General features: G+C 38.4%; 8 protein-coding genes. 4 read left to right on the top strand and 4 right to left on the bottom strand.

Annotated features, from left to right (window positions below; all coding sequences use genetic code 11):
- Nucleotides 1-19: 19 nt before the first annotated feature.
- From ACXIUD_RS04585 to ACXIUD_RS04570, 4 genes are all read left to right on the top strand, one after another.
- On the top strand, nt 20-874 hold the full coding sequence (locus ACXIUD_RS04585; protein WP_458051438.1) for a class I SAM-dependent methyltransferase: 855 nt from the start codon (nt 20-22) through the stop codon (nt 872-874).
- Nucleotides 875-1,012: 138 nt separating this feature from the next.
- Complete coding sequence (locus ACXIUD_RS04580; protein WP_458051437.1) at nt 1,013-7,624, top strand: aminotransferase class III-fold pyridoxal phosphate-dependent enzyme; 6,612 nt, start codon at nt 1,013-1,015, stop codon at nt 7,622-7,624.
- A gap of 12 nt (nt 7,625-7,636) precedes the next feature.
- Entirely contained in the window at nt 7,637-11,641 is a 4,005-nt protein-coding gene (locus ACXIUD_RS04575) for a non-ribosomal peptide synthetase (protein ID WP_458051436.1), read from the top strand.
- Between the two features lie 77 nt (nt 11,642-11,718).
- On the top strand, nt 11,719-12,477 hold the full coding sequence (locus ACXIUD_RS04570; protein WP_458051435.1) for a 4'-phosphopantetheinyl transferase family protein: 759 nt from the start codon (nt 11,719-11,721) through the stop codon (nt 12,475-12,477).
- Between the two features lie 17 nt (nt 12,478-12,494).
- Here ACXIUD_RS04570 and ACXIUD_RS04565 read toward each other — a convergent pair whose 3' ends face one another.
- The 4 genes from ACXIUD_RS04565 to ACXIUD_RS04550 form a co-directional block, all read right to left on the bottom strand.
- Entirely contained in the window at nt 12,495-13,223 is a 729-nt protein-coding gene (locus ACXIUD_RS04565) for an SDR family NAD(P)-dependent oxidoreductase (RefSeq protein ID WP_458051434.1), read from the bottom strand.
- A 7-nt stretch (nt 13,224-13,230) separates the two neighbouring features.
- Complete coding sequence (gene hslU / locus ACXIUD_RS04560) at nt 13,231-14,634, bottom strand: ATP-dependent protease ATPase subunit HslU (protein ID WP_458051433.1); 1,404 nt, start codon at nt 14,632-14,634, stop codon at nt 13,231-13,233.
- Between the two features lie 12 nt (nt 14,635-14,646).
- Complete coding sequence (gene lon / locus ACXIUD_RS04555; protein ID WP_458051432.1) at nt 14,647-17,130, bottom strand: endopeptidase La; 2,484 nt, start codon at nt 17,128-17,130, stop codon at nt 14,647-14,649.
- A 154-nt stretch (nt 17,131-17,284) separates the two neighbouring features.
- A complete protein-coding gene (locus ACXIUD_RS04550; RefSeq protein ID WP_458051431.1) occupies nt 17,285-19,345 on the bottom strand; it encodes a hypothetical protein in 2,061 nt (686 codons plus the stop codon).
- Nucleotides 19,346-19,352 lie beyond the last annotated feature (7 nt).

Raw genomic sequence — 19,352 nt, 5'->3', positions numbered from 1 at the left:
ATCTATTCATGAGAAGCCTATGAAAAACTTGCAATTTCCAGTTTATATTCCCGAAAAGACGTTCAAAGGTAAGCTTAGGCTTTTTATAGGCTCAATATTTTTGAATTTCAATCAAAAATTAAAGTCTAAGCTAGAGGGTGGAGCACATCCTGATGGAAAATTTGAACGATGGGCCTTGTCTGCTTTGATAACAGATTTGGAGAAAAAGCAAAATTTGGACGGATTATCAAGCCTGCATGCAAAGCTTTGGGCAAACCCTCAATACTCAAATTATTATGATCAAATTGTTGATAGAAATAAAAGAGGCTATGATTTGCTCAAGGAGGAATTGAATTCTGCATTGGAAACACTAGCAAGTGAACCAAATACCATTCATAGACTTGTTGAATTTGGGTGTGGGAATGGATGGATGCTTAATGAGTTATCAAAATCTGAACGTTTGGGCTTAATCCAAAAATTTGTCGGTTTAGACATAAACTCATCGCAAATTGCTAAAAATAAAGATTTACATAAAAATAATGCGAAACTTCAGTTTATAGAGGGAGATATTCTGAATTGGCTCGAGGATGATACTGAAGTAAATACAGTTTATTTTACGTTTGGGGGAGTTTTAGAGTATTTAAATGGGGAGCAGTTTCAAAGACTCGTAAAGCTTATCGGAGATAAAAAAAATTCTGCATTGTTGTTTTTTGAACCTATAGCCAATTCCAAAAGTATAGAAAAGGAATGTGATACCATAGTATTTGGAACAGAGTCAAGCTTTAGCCATCCTTATTACCAAGAGATTGAAAAAAGTAAATTGAAGCTCTCAATTTTCAATACAAAATCTTGGATTGGCGGAGACTGGGTCTTTATTGGCGCCAAAAAAAAATAGTTTGTTTCTTATCTGGTTAATTTTATCTCTTGGTACATGATTTAATTTTTCTTTTCAAATAAAAAAAAAGTATTTTCAAATGTAAAAATTTGCTTTACATGTTGGTTTGTGTAATTTTGAGAGTATAACAAGGTTGATATGGCTTTTTTACATCAATACTTCCCAAAAGAATCAAATAATCGAAGATCTGTGGTTTTTGGTGAGAGATTTTTAACATATGAAGATGTTGAAATTAGATCAAGGTATCTCGCAAGTCTTATTTTCAGAGAGTATGGTAAAGGGAATATTCTTGGTTTAAGCGGAACTAAAAATGTAGAATTAATAGTTGCGATCTTAGCAATTTTTAGGTCTGGGAATGCATATGTGCCTTTAGATCCAACATTTCCTGAGGCGAGGATTAAAGATATGGTGCAAACATCTCAGTTGACAACTGTTCTTTGTCAACCAGAAGAAAATAGTTTTTGGACTGCTATCGGTGTTAATGTGTTTTCAATTTCAGTCCAAGCTAGGGATGTTGATTTTGAAAATAAATACTTCCCAATAGCTGCAGTCCTGTTTACATCAGGGTCTACAGGTAAGCCAAAAGGGGTGAAATTAATGCATCAAGGACTTTATGGACATGTCAAAAATAAATTGAGTCATGGGAAAACTGAATTTGGATTGAATTCCAATGAGGTTTTTAAATTTCTGCAATTTGCACATATTGGTTTTGATGCCTCCATCAAAGAAATCTTTGAATGTTTTGCCGTAGGTGGTGAGCTTCATTTGTTAGATGATGTGGTTAGAAAAGATTCATGGGAGTTGCTAAAATACCTGAAGACTCAGTCTATTCATTCTATAGATATACCTGTCGCGACACTTTCGTTATTGGCAGAGGAAGCACTCAAACAAAAAGTGGTACTCCCTTCGTTAAAACAGGTGACTGTAGGTGGGGAAGTACTAAAAATCACAGCTTACATCCGGGATTTTTTCACTAACCATACCAAAGCCATTTTAGTCAATGATTATGGCCCTACAGAAGCATCAGTGGCTGTAATGCATAAAATTTTAAAAGGAGACCCTCAATCTTGGGAAGAATTGCCTTCTATAGGAAGTGCTTTAGATAATGTATTTCCATTTGTCTTAAATGAGCAATTAGAAGAGGTTTCCGAAGGTGAAATAGGAGAATTATTCATTGGTGGGACATGTTTGGCTGAAGGCTATATCCATAATCAAACTTTAACAGACGAGCGTTTTATTTTTTGGAATAATAAAGGAGAGAATATCCGGTTATACAGCACAGGTGATCAAGTTTATAAACTTGGGAATGAGTTTTATTTTAAAGGAAGGGCAGATGATCAAATAAAAATTAATGGGAATCGTGTTGAACTTGCGGAGATAGAGCTTGCTATCGCCTCCATTCCCGGAGTGGGAGAATCAGCGGTAAAGCTTCATGCCGAGGATTCAGGACTTAAATCGATAATCGCTTATTTCAAAGTAAATGAAGGGTCTTCTGTAAACAAGATAGATGTTTTTAAAGGGATCGCGACAAAATTGCCAACTTATATGATTCCTGCACAGCTGATTGCGCTAGAGGATTTGCCAAAAACTGCCACAGGGAAGATTGATAAAAAAGCTTTGCCCATCATCTCCAAAGAACGACCAGATTGGATGGGGGAACTTCAGATTCCAACCAATGAAACTGAGAAAAAAATTCTCTCGATATTTAAATACTTTTTGAGATATGAAGCTCTTAGCATTACTGATAACTTTTTTGAATTAGGAGGTAACTCCTTTTTGGCTCAGCGAACTATTTCTGAACTTCGATTTCAATATCAGCTGAATATTCCTATCACTGAGTTTTATAAGGCTCCAACTGCAAAGGCATTAGCAGAATTTGTGGAAGGCAAAAATCAGGTTTTATCATTATCTAATATTAATAAAATAGATCTAGAAAGATCTGATGTGGCTATAATAGGAATGGAATTCAACTTTCCTGGTGCTACGGATGAAGAAAGTTTATTGAAAATTTTAACAGAAGGCAAAGAAACCATTCAATTTTTCACAAAGAAGGAACTTGATCCTTCACTATCCTCCTCACTGTTAGAAAACCCCAATTTGGTAGCAGCAAGAGGAATAATTGATGGATACAATGAGTTTGACAGTGGTTTTTTTGGACTTAATGTTAAGTTAGCTGAATTAGCGGATCCGCAAATCAGAAAATTGTTGGAGTTAAGCTATGCCGTACTTGAAAAAACTGGATATGTGTCCAAAGTGGAAGAAGGCTTGGAGATAGGGGTATTTGCCGGCGCTTCCAAGAATACTTATTATGAGCATAACTTGCTTTCCCATAAAGATTTGTTGGCTACGTATGGGGATTTTCAAGTGGATTCCCTCAATGAAAAAGACTACATAGCTTCAAGGATAGCTTATCACCTAAATCTTACTGGTCCTGCGGTAAGTGTTTATTCTGCATGTTCAACATCATTATTAGCAGTAGCTCAAGCGGTGGAAGCAATTCAATCAGGAAAATGTTCAATGGCTTTAGCAGGAGCTGCAAGTATCCATAGCCCCGTCAAAACAGGTCATATTTATGATGATGGAGGGGTATACAGTCGTGATGGGCATGTGTATTCGTTTGACTACCGAGCAAATGGGACTATTTTTAGTGATGGTTTGGGTGTGGTATTTCTAAAACGCTTAGATCAGGCTTTGCAGGATGGAGACCCAATACTAGCCGTTGTCAAAGGTGTTGGAGTGAATAACGATGGTGGGGCTAAAGGAAGTTTTTCCGGTCCAAGTGCATTAGGACAAGCCAAAGCTATTCGAATGGCTTTCCAAAACTCAGGTTTAAAGCCTCAGGATGTAACTTATCTAGAAGCTCATGCAACAGCCACTCCTTTAGGTGATCCTATTGAGATTGATGGTTTAACCATGGTTTTTGGCAAAGAAAAGTCAGATGTAGGTTGTGCCATCGGAACCATCAAGGCTAATATGGGACATTTAAATGCTGCTTCTGGAATGGCAGGATTGGCCAAAGTACTTTTATCAATTAAATATAAGCAGCTTTTCCCTCAGATCAACTACAAAAAGGCGAACGCAAATATCAATTTTGAGGAGAGTCCCTTCTACGTGAATACGGCGTTGAAAAACTGGGAAACTGTTGCTAATCAACCAAGATATGCTGGAATCAGCTCTCTTGGAGTAGGTGGTACAAATGTTCATCTAATTCTTGGGGAATACCAAACAGCACAAGATACCCAATTGCCTGAAAAAGCTGAATGTACTGCTCAACTTTTCGGTTGGTCCGCCAAATCAAAGGAAAGTGTTGATGACTATCGAGGAAAACTGGAAAGCTATTTGCAAAAAAATCCAACGCTTCATTTGCATGACATAGCATTTTCTTTGCATCAAAAAAGACCGTTATTTCAGTGGCGAAATTTCGCAATTGTTGAAAAAGGGGTGAATCGACCATTTGTTTTTGAATCAGTTGCAGAGTCTGTAAAGACCTTTAAGAATCAAAAAATTGTCTTTTTATTTCCCGGACAAGGATCCCAGTTTATTAATATGGGGTTGGAGCTTTATGGATTAAATGAAACTTTTAAAGCATCCATAGACGCCTGTGACAACATCATACAGCAAGTGGCAGGTTTTTCGATTTGTGATTATATTTTCAAAAAAACTGTTGATGAACAAGCGATAGTAAATTTGAATAATACGAAGTTTACACAACCTGCTCTGTTTTCTATCGAGTATGCATTGACAAAGTTAATGCAGGGGCTAGGTATTGAACCCGATTTATTGTGCGGTCATAGTGTGGGGGAGTTTGTGGCAGCACATTTGGCAGGAGTTTTTTCATTGGAAGATGCCCTGAAGTTGGTCTGTGAACGTGGCCGTTTGATTTCCGAGCTTCCGGGAGGTATCATGATGTCTATTCGGGCCACTTTTGAAGAGATTAGGCCATTTCTTGATGAGAAGATTTCCCTAGCAGGTGTTAATGCTGCTAAACAAATTGTTGTAGCAGGGGAACAGGAAACTATTGAAGCACTGGAAAAAGTGCTATCGAATAATGGAATTGTTAATCGGATACTTCGAACCAGCCATGCATTTCATTCACATATGATGGATGGAGCCAAGGAACCATTCAGAGAGTTGTTTTCCCAAATTCATTTATCACCTCCTAATAAATTAATCATATCAACCGTTACCGGTCAGTTGTTGACACATGAGGAGGCCTGTGATGTAAATTACTGGGTTGGTCATATGAGAGAGGCAGTCAGATTTTATGATGCAGCCTCTACAATTTTACAGCAGGAGAGCTATTCAGTTTTTATTGAACTTGGGCCGGGAAAAGTTCTTTCCTCATTGCTTAGACAACATTCGCAAAGTAAAGGAAAGCTAATTGTTAATTCCTTAGAAGAACAAAATTCCTATAAAGTTTTTTTGACGACAGTCGGCAAGCTTTGGTCTTCTGGACTTCCTTTGAAACTTGATAAGATTAATAGGGGGACAGGTAAACTAGTTGATTTGCCAACCTATGCTTTTAGAAAACAAAAATTATGGATAGAGCCAGTTTTACCATCTAAAAAAGATGAAGTAAAACCTGAATTCTCCCAAATTATTCAAGAACAATTTACTCAACCAATAAACAAGCCTATGGAACGCTTGACTACTCTTAAAAATCAAGTATTTGAAATGTTGGCAGATGCTGCTGGCATTGAGTCTCAATCAGAAGACGAATCATTTTTTGAAATGGGTATTGACTCTTTACTGCTTACCCAAATGGTAAGCATGGTTAAGTCTAAATTCAATGTTTCGGTAACATTTAAACAGCTAAATTCAGAGCTATCAGATGTAAAGTCTTTGGCAGTTTATTTGGATCAAGTACTGCCAAAAGAAACGGAATCGACTGTGGGAGTTCAACCCGTCTCTCAGAAACCGACTCAAGCAATTCCAGTGGCAGCAACTCCTGTTTTTCCTCAGATGCAACAGATTCAATCGGTACAGCCCGTGCATTCTGGTGCTACGGGGAACCTTCATCTTCAATTGATATCCAAACAATTGGAATTGCTGTCTCAGCAAATACAAGTTCTAAGTGGAGGAATGGTGGAAAGTACCGTGGTACCATCTCAACCAATTTCCTCGTCCATTCATCAAGCACAAGAAGCTAAGTCTACAGTAGCTCAAGAGAAATCATCTCCTCCAGCTACAGTCGAGGTTAAAAAACAAAAAACTTTTGGTGCTATGGCACGCATTGAGAAGCAAAGAGCCAAATTGAGCGCTAGCCAGGAGGCCTTTATTCACAACTTTCAAAAACGATTCAACGAAAAAACCAAAGGAAGTAAATCATATACTCAGGAGCATAGATCCTACATGGCGGATCCAAGGGTAGTGTCTGGGTTTAAGCCTGCAATCAAAGAAATCACTTATTCTCTAGTAGTCAATAAATCCAAAGGAAAGTATCTCTGGGATATTGATGGCAACCAATATTTAGATGCATTGAATGGATTTGGTTCTGTTTTTTTAGGACATAATCCAGATTTCATTAAAAATGCGATAATTGATCAATTAGAAAAGGGTTATGAAATTGGACCACAGCATGAATTGGCTGGAATTGTTAGCAAAATGATTAAGGATGTCTTAGAGCATGATAGAGTTGCACTCTGTAATACTGGTTCTGAGGCTGTTTTAGGTGCTATTCGAATGGCTCGTACGGTCACTGGAAGATCATTGGTGATATCTTTTAATGGATCATATCATGGGATTTTTGATGAGGTGATTGTCCGAAGTCTTCCGAATGGGAAAAGTTATCCAGCAGCTGCGGGGATTATGCCTGAGACAGTACATAACATTATGGTCTTAGAATATGGAACTCCCGAATCACTTGAAATAATCAGACAAAAAAAGGATGATATAGCAGCTGTATTGCTTGAACCTGTACAAAGTAGGAGCCCTGAATTTATTCCAGTGGAATTTATGAAGGAAGTTAGGAAGATATGCGATGAGTCAGGTGCTGCCATGATTTTTGATGAAGTGATTACCGGGTTTCGAATGGGTATGCAAGGTGTACAAGGTTTGTTGGGAATCAAGGCAGATATTGCTAGTTATGGTAAAGTAGTTGGTGGTGGAATTTCTATTGGTGTCATGGCTGGCTCGTCCCGATTTATGGATGCTTTGGACGGTGGCTTTTGGCAATATGGGGATGATTCAGTTCCCGAAGCTGGCGTTACATATTTTGCAGGGACATTTGTCAGACATCCCTTAGCATTGGCAAGTACTAAAGCATCTGTTGAATACCTAATCAAAGATAATGGAGCAATTCAGCAAAGGCTCAATGAATATACTACTCATTTGATGAAACGATTGAATCAAGTTTTTGAGCATTATAATCTACCTATGTATACGGTTAATTTTGGATCACTCTGGTTAACAAAATACAAGGAAGAGTTGCCGCAATCGGAGCTCATATTTGCATTAATGAGGGAAAAAGGAATTCATATCTATGAAAACTTTCCATGTTTCTTGACGGAACCTTATGAACCATCCGATTTGGATAGGATTGTAAAGGCCTTCCAAGAGAGTATTCATGAGCTTGTTACTAACGGGTTTTTCGCTGATTTTGTGGGAGCACCCAAAGAAAATAAACCTAATCCGTTTGACCATGCACCGGTACTAGGGGCTGAATTAGGCTTGGATGCACAGGGCAAACCCGCTTGGTTTAAAAAAGATGTTGACCAGTCCTGTACTTTTTACAAAATAGATGTGAATTAGACTTTCCAAAATATGACCGACTATAAACTGACAGAGGTAACATATAATCCATTTTCAAAAGGGATCATTGAACGTGTTTTTTTGCCTACTGAGGCTCAAAAAGAGATACTCTTATCGTGCTATTTAGGTGGTGACGAAGCAAATCTATCCTATAATGAGTCGATTTCATTGGACCTTAAAGGTGCTGTAGATGTGTCGGTCTTGAAAACTTCTATTCAAAGTTTGGTTGAAAAATTTGATAGTTTAAGGATGATTTTCACCCATGATGGAAGTCATGGACTCATCTTAAAGGAACCTAATATTGAATTTCAGGAGATTGATTACAGCAATTTGGATGAGTTTGAAAAGCAATTAGCTGTTCAACAGGTGTCAACTGCGGAAGCATTAGAACCTTTTAATTTAACAGATGGTCCTTTGGTGCGTTTTAGATTGCTTAAGCTGTCTGAAAATTGGTATCAATTAATGGTCGTTGCACATCATGTGGTTTGTGATGGTTGGTCTTATGGGCTTATGTTAGAGGAATTGGCGAAGTACTATAATAATCCTGGTCCAACTTATCAGAATTTTGGAAACAAATCCATTCAATTTGCTGATTATGCTAATTATTTGAGCTCAGATGAAGGTATTTCAATCAGCAAACACGCAGAAAATTATTGGTTACAAAAATTTCAAGATTCTCCTCCCAAACTGAATCTTCCAACCATCAGAGAAAGGACAAAATTTCGAACATTTAAAGGTAAAAGGCTAGACTTTGAGTTGAATGAAGATGTGGTAGATTCTATCAAAAGACTCAGTTTTGCTTCCAAAAGTTCTTTAGTTCACACCATCAAAAGTTTGTTTGAAATCCTGATACATAAAATTTCCGGTCAGCATGATTTTGTTATTGGATTTCCCGCAGCCGGACAAAATCTATTAGGTTTTGAGAACGTAGTAGGTCATTGCGTGAATTTGCTTCCAACACGGGTGAAAATACAAGATACTATTAGCGTTTTAGACTTTATCAAACAACGAAAATTCGAGGTTTTGGATGATCTGGAATTTCAAAATTTAACTTTTGGGACACTTTTGTATCAATTAAAAATTGAACGGGAAGGAGGTAGAATTCCGCTGGTACCTGTTGTTTTCAATGTGGATTTAGGTATGGATGACTTAGTCTCATTCGATGGACTGGAGTCCTTTGTGCTGTCAAACCCTAGATTGTATGAGAACTTTGAAATCTTTTTCAATGTCACTCAACGCGATAAATCTCTCGTCTTAGAGTGGTCATACAATACTCAGCTTTTTGATGATGAGCTGATTACTTATTGGATGCATACCTTGGAATGGATCATTCAAATGGTTTCAGTCTCTCCAGAAATGCATATTGAAAAAGTTTTGTGTCAAAGTAAAGATTTTTCTGATTCTCTGTTAAGGATTAATAATACTGATCTTTTGCTTCAGGGAAAAGGGAGTTTTTTGGAACATTTTCTTCGACAGGTCGCTAATGATCCCGAAGCTACAGCGGTAATAGTTAGAGAAGAGTCTTATACCTATCGAAAACTGGATGAACTTTCTCGGATAATTTCTCAAAATATTCAAGCATTAAAGCTTCCAAAAGGTGCTATTGTTGCACTTTATTTGAATCGTGAAGTTGAATTAATTGCAGCACTTTTAGGTATTTCTCGAAGTGGGTTGACCTATCTACCGATCGACCCTAGTATGCCAAAAGATAGGATTGATTACATTTTAGCGGATGCTCAAGTAGCATTAGTGCTTACTCATCATGATTTAAAGCACAACGTAGGAGATACTTTCCAAGTTCAGCTGATAAATGAACTATTGGATTCAAGTCGATATTCAGAGCATTTTGAAGAGCACTTGCCGGCATTGGATGATCTAGTCTATATATTATATACCTCAGGTTCTACAGGAAAACCTAAGGGTACCAAAATCAGTCATGGGAATCTCTTGAACTTTTTAGAGAGTATGCAGCAGTGTCCTGGAATTTTTAAGGGACAGCGGCTTTTAGCGATAACTTCAATCTCATTTGATATTTCTGGTCTTGAACTCTTATTGCCTTTGATTGCAGGGGCTACGGTAGTACTTGCGACAAGTGAAGAGCATAAAGATGGGAAAGCTATCAGTCAGCTTATTCAAAAGTGGGAAGTAGATATAGTGCAGGGGACTCCAAGTACCTTTAAATTGTTGAAAACTTTGGGTTGGGAGCCAACACAGGGTTTGAAAATTTTGTGTGGAGGTGAACCATTATTTTCCGATTTGGCTAGTTTTCTATTTAAAAATTCAAGTTCGCTTTGGAACATGTACGGACCGACTGAAACAACCATTTGGTCTACTATCAAAGAAGTCAAAAACGCAAAATCAATTACAGTAGGACAACCAATAGGAAATACCCAAATTTACATACTTTCTTCAAGAGGGAATATGGTTCCCTTAGGTTCTACCGGGGAAATCTGTATAGGAGGACTTGGAGTTGGTAAGGGGTATCTCAATAGAGAAGCGCTTACAAAAGAGAAATTCTTGCTCCATCCTGCCAATCCATCCTTGGGAATGATTTATAAAACAGGAGATATTGGCCGCATAAACCTGAATGGTGAATTAGAGTGTTTTGGTAGAATGGATGACCAAGTTAAAATTCGAGGTTTTCGAATCGAACTGGGAGAAATCGAGTCTGTTTTAACTAACCTTCAATATGTCAGTAATGCAGCCGTGTTAGCCCTTGAAGAAAGTCAAGAGAAGTTTTTGGCGGCATTTATTACAAGATCTACCGGTAGTATGATGATGGACGAACAAATCTTGATTCAAGAAATCAGATCAGCGCTACACCAAAAAATCCCTGATTACATGGTGCCAATAGCATGGAATGTATTAGAGGAACTTCCCCTGACAACTAATAGAAAAGTAGATAAAACTAAGCTGGCTCAGCTAAAAATAGTAAAATTAAACAGGGCAGTTTCGTCTTTTCCCGAAACTGATGCTGAGAAAAGTATTGCAGCTATCTGGCAAAAAATTTTAAAAGTAGACCAACTGGGGATGGATGATGATTTCTTTAATTTAGGTGGGCATTCACTGCTTGCTGTTGAAATTATGGTGGAGATTGAGCGGACTTTTGGAAAAACTTTCCCAGTGAATACTATTTTCCAAAGCCCTATTTTTAGAGAGTTTTGTACCAAGATTATTGAACAGGAGGAATCTAATGTGTCATGGGATGTAATTGTACCCATTAAGCCAACAGGTTCCAAGCCGCCACTCTTTTTGATTCATGGAGCAGGTGCTAATGTTACGCCTTTTTATGGACTTGCTGCTCAGATGGATGAAGATCAGCCTGTCTATGGTATTCAGTCCAAAGGCTTGAATGGAATTGATGAGCCTTTGCACACAATAGAAGAAATGGCTTCTTACTATTTGGAAGAAATAAAAAAAGTCTGTCCTAAGGGTATCTTCCATATTGGAGGGCAGTCTTTTGGAGCCTACGTGACATTTGAAATGGCTAAGCAACTCAAAACCCAAGGCAAAGAAATGGGTAAATTCATCCTATTTGATGTGCCTGCCTATCAATCTGAAACTGCTTTGGATACTTGGGGTAAAATAAAAATGAAAGTGGAGAATGAGTTTGAAAAAAGGGTGGTAGACTTACAATTAGCAGTGAAAAATCCTGAAAGTTTCAAACGAATGAAAGTAAACTCATTTACAAGAAAGGGTACTTTCCTCAAAAAATGGCTTGGTTTGGAAAAAGCCGAAGATGGCGCAGATTTATTTACAACCATTGAAAAGATCCGGTCCATTAATCATAAGGCAAGTGATTCCTATTTACTTTCCTTTTTTGAGGACCGAATATATTTGATGAAAGCAAAAATCAAAACATTTTTGGTGTCTGATAAAATGTATTACGGATGGCAGCGATTTGCTAAAGAAGTGATTCCGATTGATGTGGAAGGCGATCACAATTCCATGATCGATGACCCAGAGTTAGTGGTGGATTTTGCAGCAAAACTGCAACAAATTCTAGAAGAGAACTGAAGTTTAGATAATTATTTCCAAGAATTTGCGTGATAAATAGGAAGCGAATTCAAGAGCTGATTCCCTTCGATTCAAATATGGAATTCAATCAAAGTATATTGCAAGTACAATGGGGGGATAATCCTAAACGTAACTTAACTCATGGTTATCAGCTGTGGAAAGTAGATATCACGAGGGATTTTGCTTCATTTGAAGCATATTATGATCTTTTAAAAGAGGAGGATTGGTTAGCTATACGAAAGTATAGACACCAGGAAGATCAAAAAATTAGGATTATTAGTACACTGTTTCCCAGGCTACTCATCGGAGCCTACCTGAATGAAAATTTCAGTAATATCTCTTTTTATACAAATGAATTTGGTAAGCCATTCTTGAAAAATGATCCATCCTTTTTTTTCAATATCGCACATAACAGAAGCTACTTTATGTTTATCTGTGGACCGATGGCTTGTGGAGTTGATGTTGAGCAACAAAAACAAATCCCATTGGAACGGTATTTCTTGGAAGATATCTTTCATACCGATGAATTGGCCTGTATTGAAATAAGCCCCGTCCGCGAAGATGCTTTTTTCAAACTTTGGGTGTTGAAAGAGGCCTATCTTAAAAGGCTTGGAACTGGTATACAGGAAAAACTTCACGAGATCTCTATTTTTCAAAGCAATGCTCGGGGTCAGTATTGTCAACCTCTACATGAATCTGAAATTCGGCAAGTATTCAAGCTTTCACACAACCATTGGTGTGGACTAAGCTTGCAAGGTGATAAGCTAACAACTATTAGCTATATTGATTTCGAAAAAAGGAAAGACTTTATTTTTCGGGAAAAACGTAGCAACTGAAATCTAAAACTCTTAAATCAAAACTCCCTCACATCCTGCAATACTCCTTCAAACTCCTCGAAGCGGTCAATCAGGTAAATGATTTTCTGCGCAGCGTGGGAGGGACTGCTAAGCTGTTTGTTTTCATAAAGCCCTTGGAATTTAGCTAAGGAGGAAAAGGAATCTGATTTGGCAGAGCGTATATCAGTTTGCATGGCGGTATCTACTACCCCAGGGGCTACAGCAAAATATCGAATACCATTTTTGTTTAAGTTCGCTTCATTTTGAGCGGCTTCTGTGAATAGGTTTATGGCTGCCTTGGAGGAAGAATATCCCGACCAGCCATCCAATCCTTTTTTGGCAGCTCCCGAACTAATATTGATGACAAGTTTAATAACATCCAATTCTCGATAAGCTTTTGCAAAAGCATTACTCAGGATTGCCGGAGCAATGACGTTTAAGTTGTAAAGGCTTACGATATTTTCTGGTTGGATGTCTCCTATATGCTCGATTTCACCGATCCATCCTGCATTGTTGATTAGCACAATCCTTTCAAAGGGTTTAGTAATGAAAAAGTTATCAACTTGCTGTATAAGGGTTTGGATGTCAGATAAATCTGATTGAAAATATTGGTATCGCTCGTGTACTAGCGTGCTCGCTGAGCGAGCGATACCAATGATGTGATTGGATGGATGCTCTAACAATTGCTCGACCAACGCAAGGCCTATACCCTTGCTACTGCCGGTAATAATGAAAAGAGAATCCATAGCTGAATTATAAAATGTATTGCGATAAATCGCGGTTTTTCACTAAGGAACTCAAACGCTCCTGAACCATATCCCGCGTAATCATAATCTTAGAATTTGGCTCAATGCTATCCGGTACATCAAATAAGAAGTCGTTGAGCAAGTGACTCATGACTGTATGCAATCTTCTTGCTCCGATGTTTTCCACTTCCTCATTGATCTTGAAAGCCAAGTGGGCGATTTCCTCTATGGACTCGTCATTGAAATCCAAATACACTTCTTCTGATTCAAATAATGCCTGGTACTGCTTAGTAAGGGCATTTTTTGGTTCTTTTAAGATTTTGTAGAAATCCTTTTCTGTCAAGCTCTGTAGTTCCACGCGAATCGGGAATCTACCTTGTAATTCTGGGATCAAATCTGAAGGCTTCGCTACGTGAAATGCTCCAGCAGCTATGAATAACACATGGTCTGTGTTGATGACACCATACTTCGTGTTTACCGCTGAGCCTTCCACAATGGGTAATAGATCCCTTTGTACACCTTCACGGCTTACATCTGGACCACCTCCACTTTTGCTACTTTTGGATGCGATCTTATCGATTTCATCTATAAAGATAATCCCGTTATTCTCGGCCAATCGTAAGGCTTCTTCTTTTAGCTCATCAAAATCTATCAGTTTGGAAGTTTCATCTTCCAACAAAATCTTTCTGGCTTCTGCAATGCTGACCTTACGTTTCTTGGTTTTCTTTGGCATCATGCCAGAAATCATGTCCTGTAACCCCTGCATGCTAGCATCATCCATCATACCATTACCGATCATGCCAATGCCTACCGGAGGAGATTGCTTCACTTGGATTTCAATTTTGCGATCTTCCAACTCGCCATTTTTTAACTTTTCCCGGAAGCGCTCTCTGGTACGTTCGTTCAATTCATCATCTCCGGCTTGTGCAGGGTCAAAATCGTTTTCCTGAGCATAACCTGTTCTGACAAATCCGGGACTTTTCACTGGGGGAATGAGAATATCCAACAATTGCTCTTCTACAGCAAGCGCTGCTTTTTCCTTTACTTCTTCATTCTTTTTCTCACGTACAAGGTGAACGGATTGCTCCACAAGGTCTCTCACCATGCTTTCTACATCACGTCCAACATACCCAACTTCCGTAAATTTAGAAGCTTCAACTTTAGTAAATGGGGCATTGGCGATTTTGGCAAGTCTCCTGGCGATTTCAGTTTTACCAACACCTGTGGAACCGATCATTAGAATATTATTAGGCACAATATCCTTTTGGATATCTCCTTTGACATGCATTCTACGGATTCTGTTCCGCAGAGCAATCGCTACATTTCTTTTGGCATCGTGCTGCCCAATAATGTATTTGTCCAACTCCGCAACAATCTGCTTGGGAGTTAAGTCTTGAAAATCTTGTCTCATACGTTTGTGGGCTTAGTGCTCCTGTTTAGTTGACTCCGCAGGGAAGACAAAATGCATAGGGTCTTCCACTTTAGTTTTGAGCAGAGCAATGTTTAATACTTCCTCAACCTTATCGACGAAGTGGAATTGTATTCCCTTCAAGTATCCTTCATCGATCTCCTCAATATCCCGTTCATTCTTTTGACAGAGAATGATCTCCTTTAAGCCGGCTCTACGTGCAGCTAATATCTTTTCCTTAATTCCACCCACTGGCATTACTTTACCTCTTAAGGTAATCTCACCTGTCATGGCAATTTTAGCTTTTACCTTCCGTTGCGTGAAAATAGATGCCATTGCAGTAAGCATGGTAATTCCTGCAGAAGGGCCATCTTTCGGAACTGCTCCTGCTGGAACGTGTATATGCAGGTCATAGTTGTCAAAAACCCGGTAATCTATTCCTAGCTTATCTGCTTTGGATTTCAAGTAGGAGAGGGCAGTCATAGCAGATTCTTTCATGACATCTCCTAGTTGACCAGATAAAGTGAGTTTACCTTTTCCTCTGCTCAGGGAAGTTTCAATATGTAAAATTTCCCCTCCAAAAGAAGTCCAAGCAAGTCCTGTAACGACTCCCGCTACAGAGTTATCCTGATAAGATTCCTTATCAAAAATCTCACCTCCGAGAATTTTTCGTACTGCGGCAGGAGTGATTTTTTTATTGTATTCCTCCTCCATGGCTATGGATTTGGCGACGTTACGGATGATTTTTCCAATAGCTCTCTCCAAACTCCTTACGCCGGATTCTCTGGTATAGTCTTCAATGACTTTTACGATAGCAGTCTTATCAAATGTAATATCTCTGCTCTTCAGTCCATGTTCCTTACGCTGCTTAGGAATCAAGTGATTTTTGGCGATCTCTACTTTTTCTTCCATGGTATAGCCAGTCACTTCGATGATTTCCATTCGATCGCGCAAAGCTGGTTGAATAGTATCCAAGGAGTTGGCTGTAGCAATAAATAAGACTTTGGATAGGTCATATTCCACCTCCAAGTAGTTGTCCACGAAGGTGCTGTTTTGCTCAGGATCCAAAACCTCCAAAAAAGCGGAAGAAGGGTCTCCTCTAAAATCGGCTTTTAACTTATCAATTTCATCCAATACATATACTGGGTTAGAAGTTTTGACCTTTTTCATGTTTTGGATGATCTTACCTGGCATAGCTCCTACATAGGTTTTTCTATGACCACGGATTTCAGCTTCATCATGCACACCACCCAAAGACATGCGGATGTATTTCCTTCCCAAAGCAGCTGCAATGGATTTGCCCAGGGAAGTTTTACCAACTCCTGGAGGTCCATATAAGCAAAGAATAGGACCTTTTAAATCATTTTTTAGCTTCAATACAGCTAGGTATTCAATGATGCGCTCCTTTACTTTTTCCAATCCAGAGTGATCTTTATCGAGAATGGCTTTGGCATTTTTCAGGTCAAAGTTGTCCTCTGTAAATTCATTCCAAGGTAACTCAACCATGGTTTCTGCATAGTTGAGCGCGATCGGGTATTCTGCAGCCGAAGGGTTGATGCGTAGAATTTTATTGACCTCTTTTTCGAAGTGCTCAGCAACTGCCTTTGGCCATTTCTTTTTGGCAGCTTTGGCACGTAGTTCCTCCACTTCTTTTTCGGGACCTTCTTCACCTAACTCAGTTTGAAGTACCTTCATTTGCTGACGCAAAAAATAATCACGCTGCTGTTGATCGATGTCGGTGTGAACTTTTCGGTGAATTTCACTTTTAAGCTCCAACATCTGTATGTCTTTCATCATCAACTCTAGCAGTAGCGTAGCTCTCTCTAAGCCATCATTAATTTCCAACAGTTTCTGTTTTGCCTCAACGGGAGCATTGATATTGGATGAAAGAAAATGCGTCAGGAAAGCAGTATTGTCTATATTATCCAAGGCTACTTGGGCCTCTCTTGGAATCTCAGGATTTAAGTGAAGGATTTTAGCGGCAGCTTCTTTGATAGACTCTTCCAAGGCTTGAATCCTCTTGCTGTTTTTGGGGAAATTTTCTTCCAAAAACTCAACTTTTGCAGTAAAATAAGGATCCTCTGAAATTGGCTCGCTTATTTTAAACCGTTTTTTGCCTTGGATAATGATCGTTGTGTTACCATCTGGTAGGACAATCATTTTGATGATTTTTGCAATAGTACCCACATGGTAGATATCATCCCAAGAAGGGTCATCGTTATTTGGATTTACCTGTGCGCAGACACCAATAAGTTTATCTCCCTTTTGGGCTTTTTTTACCAATTTGATGCTTCGCTGTCGCCCTACCGTAATTGGTATGACAACTCCTGGAAAAAGAACCGTATTTCTAACCGATAAAATGGGTATTGCATCTGGGTAGGAATCAATCTGATTGGAAGTTTCTCCCTCTTCTTCTGTAATTAAATGGATCAAATCTCCTTCTCCCGCAAAATCTCCCAAGAATAATGATTGATATGGATTTTCGTTGTGTTTGTTCATAAAGGACAAGATGGCAGGTTTACTGCCACGTTAATCGTATAAATAGAAAGAACCTTCAAGTTAAGAAGGTTCTTTCAATAAATTCAAGGAATATGCCAATGTTTATTTCGGTACAAATTGACAGGTGTCTTTTCCCTTGGTGGGTTACCTCCACTTATTGATCAAATAATTTCATATTCAGATAGACTAATTGATCATCACCGCTGTACATAAAAAGTTCATCATTTATATGTACAGCCATAGATTGATTAAATCGGTTGAAATAGCTACGAGCCGCTTTAAGCTGAGGGTTTACCTCGTAGGTCATCATGTTTAATTCATAATATCCATTTCCTGCAGATAAATATACCTTATTCCCTCTCACTATGGGCTCACTCTTTTGCAGACTAGGTAAGTTGATAGCTGTTAGATCTCTTAGTTGCTCTTGAGCCTCATCGAAGATAAGTAGCCTTCTATCACCTCCAAGGCTTCCAATCATATATGTATGACCATTGTATCTAAAACTTTGGAGAAATCTTACTCCTGCTTCACGGGCTTCTGTCACTTTCGATAACAGCTGCCAGGTTTGTTGCACGTAATCAAATTTCCAGCGTTCCACGATAGAAGTAGCACCACCTATCTTTTCATTCCAAAAAGTATCTTCTGTTTCCAAGTAAAAGTAATCATTAAGCGCAAGTGCCGCTTTAATGAATAATAAATCTGATGGTAAGTTTGGCAGTTTTTTCAGGCTGTTGATCGCCGGATCAAATTCATAAAAATCTGAAGGTACTGAGGAATTCCAAGGGTCAGATGCTCCTGTATAAATTTTCCCATTTGGTGAACTCATAGCAAAAAGATTAGCTATAGTGTTCTTAGTTGATTCACTATTACTGATTTTAAATGTCAATTGATTTGTTTTAGGATCGTATTGGTAGATGCTTCTTCTTCTAAAGAAATATCCGACTTTTCTTGAATCATCACTAATACCTATACCCCCTACACCTAGGATGTTTATTTCTTCTGGAGTCAAATGAAGTATCGGTAAATAGGGGCCTGTAATTTGTAAGTTGAGTGAATTTTCTGATTGATTATTAGAGTTTTTAAAATACACCTTGTGCTGGGCTTTACTCAAATCATTTACTTGTAAAATTCTAAAATTTACATCATCAGCACTTATCGGGAATTGTAATTCCTCCAATTTCAAGCTTTCATTTTCTACGAAAAAGGTGTTTTCAAAAGGGTTTTTATTTACAACCGGAACTGTAATACGTTCAAGCCAGTTGGAAATAACCAAGGGCTCCGCAGTAGCAAATTCAGTGGGGTTTATCTTAAAACTATTTTTCACAATGTAGGACCGACCCCTTATCCAGACATGAATAGTGGGAGTAGCCTCATCAAAACGGGCATTTAGCCTGAAAGTAAGTTGATTGCGTGATTTTTGAACAACTTCCAAAGGCTGCTGTTGATATTCTACTCGTATTTCTGAGGACTCTAAAAATTCTCCTTCTAATACTACGTTTTGATTATAGTTTACGGGAAATAAGGCATTTTCTTTGAAGACGGGTTCTCGAAATGCTACCTCTTTCAGGACCGTCAAAGTGTTATCTGAAATTTTTAAATCAAAGCGAAATATCCCTTCTTCGGAGTTTCGGGTATTGAATTCAAATACTTCAGGGAAGATGAATTTGAAGCTGTTTTCACCGATTTCTATGGTTTTTGCTGGATAAGCCTCTTCAATTTTGATATCATAATAACTCAAGACCTGACTGATGTTTGCTGCAAATACGGTAATGGTGTCTCCAAAGTAAAGTGGTTGTGGGATAATCATGTCCTGTAAAACAAATCCTTGGGAGCCCTTACTTTCAAATCGTACATTTTCAGAATAAACATATCCGGAGGAAGTTTTGATGTAAGCGACAACATTGTACGTTATTCCTTTCTTCATGGAATGTGTAGCAAGCATTTGAAAGGACTTACTTGGTCTACCTGTTTCAAAGACTCGAATGGAGTTATTGCTTCGAGGAACAGCAGTGGATGTATACATAAACCCATATTCCAATATCTCTTCACTCCCAAATTCATGAATATCGGCGGATAATTGAACCCCGTTCTCACTAATATCTTGGATAAATGCAATTGTAAATCTTGGATGGGTTATTGGTTCAATGCGATCTGAGTGACAAGATAGAATTGATAAAAATGTGATTGCAGCGATATAAAATTGAATGCTTTTCATGATGTTC

This window comes from Mongoliitalea sp. (genome assembly GCF_054166905.1).
This window is presented reverse-complemented; position numbering and strand designations above follow the sequence as displayed.